The sequence below is a fragment of the Mesorhizobium sp. M7A.F.Ca.CA.001.08.2.1 genome, assembly GCF_003998455.1.
GTDB classification, from domain to species: domain Bacteria; phylum Pseudomonadota; class Alphaproteobacteria; order Rhizobiales; family Rhizobiaceae; genus Mesorhizobium; species Mesorhizobium ciceri.
Genome location: NZ_RZPW01000680.1, coordinates 1 through 3,375 on the forward strand (window position 1 = coordinate 1; position 3,375 = coordinate 3,375).

4 protein-coding genes are annotated in these 3,375 nt (G+C 64.6%); 2 read left to right on the forward strand and 2 right to left on the reverse strand.

Annotated elements, in window-relative coordinates; translation table 11 throughout:
- On the forward strand, nt 1-1,167 hold a 1,167-nt coding region (locus tag EN914_RS28910), incomplete at its 5' end, for an ATP-binding protein (protein WP_164778986.1).
- Nucleotides 1,168-1,294: 127 nt separating this feature from the next.
- Here the strand turns inward: EN914_RS28910 and EN914_RS28915 are convergent.
- Together EN914_RS28915 and EN914_RS28920 are read right to left on the reverse strand one after the other, a co-directional pair.
- Nucleotides 1,295-2,077: an SDR family oxidoreductase gene (locus EN914_RS28915; protein WP_024501658.1), complete on the reverse strand. Its 783-nt coding sequence runs from the start codon at nt 2,075-2,077 to the stop codon at nt 1,295-1,297.
- Nucleotides 2,078-2,247: 170 nt separating this feature from the next.
- Entirely contained in the window at nt 2,248-2,526 is a 279-nt protein-coding gene (locus tag EN914_RS28920; protein WP_024501657.1) for an usg protein, read from the reverse strand.
- A gap of 332 nt (nt 2,527-2,858) precedes the next feature.
- Between EN914_RS28920 and groES the strand changes: the two genes are divergently transcribed.
- On the forward strand, nt 2,859-3,173 hold the full coding sequence (gene groES, locus EN914_RS28925) for a co-chaperone GroES (protein ID WP_013530718.1): 315 nt from the start codon (nt 2,859-2,861) through the stop codon (nt 3,171-3,173).
- Nucleotides 3,174-3,375: the final 202 nt, after the last annotated feature.

The window sequence follows — 3,375 nt, forward strand, 5'->3', positions numbered from 1 at the left end:
ATGCGGCGTGCCGCCGCCTTCCTCGGCGGGCTGTTCGAGGTCGCCCGTGACCACTGGTACCCGATGCTGGTGGTGGTGGACGAGGCGCAGCTGTTCGCGCCGGCGGTGGCCGGCGAGGTTTCCGACGAGGCGCGAAAGCTCTCGCTCGGCGCGATGACCAATTTGATGTGCCGTGGCCGAAAGCGCGGGCTGGCCGGCATCATCGCCACCCAGCGGCTGGCAAAGCTCGCCAAGAACGTCGCCGCCGAGGCGTCCAACTTCCTCATGGGCCGCACCTTCCTCGATATCGACATGGCGCGTGCCGCCGACCTTCTGGGCATGGAGCGGCGCCAGGCGGAGGCGTTTCGCGATCTGGAACGCGGGCAGTTCATGGCGCTCGGCCCGGCGCTGTCGCGCCGTCCGCTGGGCCTGCGCATCGGCCCGACGGATACGAGCCCGCGCAACGGAACGCCGCGGCTGATGGCGATGCCGGAAGCAGCACTCGAGGATGCACGCGCGATCATCCTGGCGGCGCCGCCGCCCGAAACGGTGCGCACGCCGCGTCGCCCGGCGTCGCCGGACCTGCTCGACCAGTTGATGGCGGCGAAGTCGGCGGCCTTGGAAATCCGCCCCGAACCGGCGGAGCCGCAAGTCAGCGCCGAGGATCTGGCCGAGCGCCGCGAGCGCGTGGACCGTGTGCTGCGCGCCATCCTGGCGCAGCCCGACGCGGGTTTTCGCGTGATCGGCGTGCTCTATCAGGAGTTCGTGGTCCGCTGCCGCATCGAAGGCCTGGCCTCGGTCGTGCCCGACCTGCCGGAGTTCCGCCGCATGCTGACGCGCGCCCGGGCCGGCCTTGGGTCAGAGACGACACAGGACGACGCATGGCGGGACGTTTCCGTCCGCGCGTCGCTGCTGCCCGACGACATGCAGGGCGTGTTCATGATGATTGCCCGCGCGGCGAAGGAGGGCTGGCCTTGTCCGAGCGACGCCGCGATCGCCCGCGCCTACGGCTCGCACTCGCTGCGCCGCGCCCGGCGCCTGTTGACCTATATCGAGGAGCAGGGCCTCATCGTCTGCCAGCTCGACGGGACAGGCCGGCGCACCGTGACACTGGTCGAATTGGCCTGGGCCACCGCACCGGGAGATCCGAATGCCGAGGAAGTGGAGCAGGGAAGCCTGGCGCTGTGAGGCGGCGCGGGTGCTTTGAGCGAATGATGCGATAGGCTTTTCAGTCACCGTCATCGCGACAAATTTCTGATGGCAACCGTGAAATCGCCGACGATGCGTCATGCAGGCGCTTGCGTTTCGATGGCGCTCACCGGTTCGCCCCAATCACCCACTGTTCCTGATCGACGAGCGTGCCGGTCATCGGCCCGGCAGCATCCGAAAGCAGGAAGACGGCGAGGTTGGCGATATCGCTGGTCGAGAACAGGCGGCCGAAGGGTTGCGAGGCGTTGGCGGCATCGAGCCAGCCCGGCCCGTTGCCCAGCGTGTCGGCTTGCATGACGCGTTCGGCCGGCGTGTCGGTCCAGCCGACATTGATGCCGTTGACGCGGATGCGATCGAAGCGATGGGCGTTGGCGGCGTTTTTGGTCAGCGTGGCCAGCGCGCCCTTGCTGGCGGAATAGACGGCGAGCTCCGGCGAGCCGCAATGGTCGTTGATCGACAGGATGTTGACGATGGCGCCGCGCTCTCCGCGCTTCTTCATGTCGGCGATGGCCGCCTGCATGAGGAAGAACGGCGCCCGCGCGTTGACCGCGAACAGCGAGGCCCAGCCGTCGAGATCGGCATCGAGGAACGAGGCCCGGTCGGTCAGCCCTGCGGCGTTGACCAGCGCATCGATGCGGCCGAAGCGCTCGATGCAGGCTTGCGCCAAAAGGGCAGGGGCTGCCGGGTCGGCGAGGTCGGCGGCGACGAAAACCGTCGGCGTGCCGAGCCGCGAAAGCTCTTCCGCAACGGCATCGCCGCGCGTCTTCTCGCGCCCGGTGACGAGCAGGCCGCCCGCGCCGCAGCGCGCCAGCGTCTCGGCGATGGCGCGGCCAATGCCTTGCGTCGAGCCGGTGACCAGCGCCACCTTGCCGTTGAGTTGGAGCTCCATTCCTCTTCCCCGCCTCGCATCTGATTTCAGGCTAGCGCGGCGCGATCGTTTTACAATACGGAAATTGGAAATCTTGGAGTGGAGGTTGTTGGCTGTCGCGCTGCGTGGGGCCGGCGAGAGCCTGCCCCAATGTCGTGATTCCCTACGTAGCGGAGGCCGTCGCAAAGACCCTAGTGGACCGTGATTATGCCCTCGACGGCCCGCCATTCCGAAGGCTGGATGAGCTGGTGATGAGCAACGCGAACCGAGTGGAGCGGACCATCGAGTTCGCGCTCCCAATATTGGAGAAAACCCTTGAGTTCGGGAAAGGCTGGAGCGAGATCATAGTCCTGCCAGACATAGAGCTGAAGCAGGCTTGGATGATCGGGCAGGTAATAGTGGATTTCGGCCGTCGTCAGGCCATAACCTTCCATTTGCAGGCGGAATTCGTTGCTGACCGTATCGGCCATGTCTTTCTCCTTCTCCGCTGAGGCATCGAGCCGGCGGCATTTGTGTCGACCCCGCCCAATGCCGGGCCGGGGCGATTGGTTCTGTCCCTCTTTAAACAACGCCGCGAGAAGCTCGCGGGTTCCGAAAATAGCCACGCCATAACAGTGTCTTGGCGCTCTTTCTTGTCGAATATAAAAATTTTTGCGCTGGTCTCTTGAAACCGAAAAAGGGCAAAACTAGCTCGATATGCGCCGCGATGCCTGACGAAGGGTCGCGGCGTTCCGCACCGGTCCGATATTGCCGGTTCGGTGCGGAGGAACCTCAAAACCTGTTTGTCCACGAGGAGAACGACATGGCGTTCCGTCCATTGCATGACCGTATTCTGGTCCGCCGCCTTGAAGCCGAGGAGAAGACCTCCGGCGGCATCATCATCCCCGATACCGCAAAGGAAAAACCGCAGGAAGGCGAAGTGCTCGCCGTCGGTCCCGGCGCGCGCGACGACAGCGGCAAGCTTGTCGAACTCGATGTCAAGGTCGGCGACCGCATCCTGTTCGGCAAATGGTCCGGCACCGAGATCAAACTCGACGGCGAGGACCTGCTCATCATGAAGGAAAGCGACGTGATGGGTATCATCGATGAGATCGCCGAAGTGAAGAAGGCCGCCTGACGGCTTCTTGTATCCAACCAGTCAACGAATGCTGCCTAGATAAAGGAGTGATCCAATGGCTGCCAAAGAAGTGAAATTCCATACCGAAGCGCGCGAGAAGATGCTGCGCGGCGTCGACATCCTTGCCAATGCGGTGAAGGTGACGCTCGGTCCCAAGGGGCGCAATGTGGTCATCGACAAGTCGTTCGGCGCGCCGCGCATC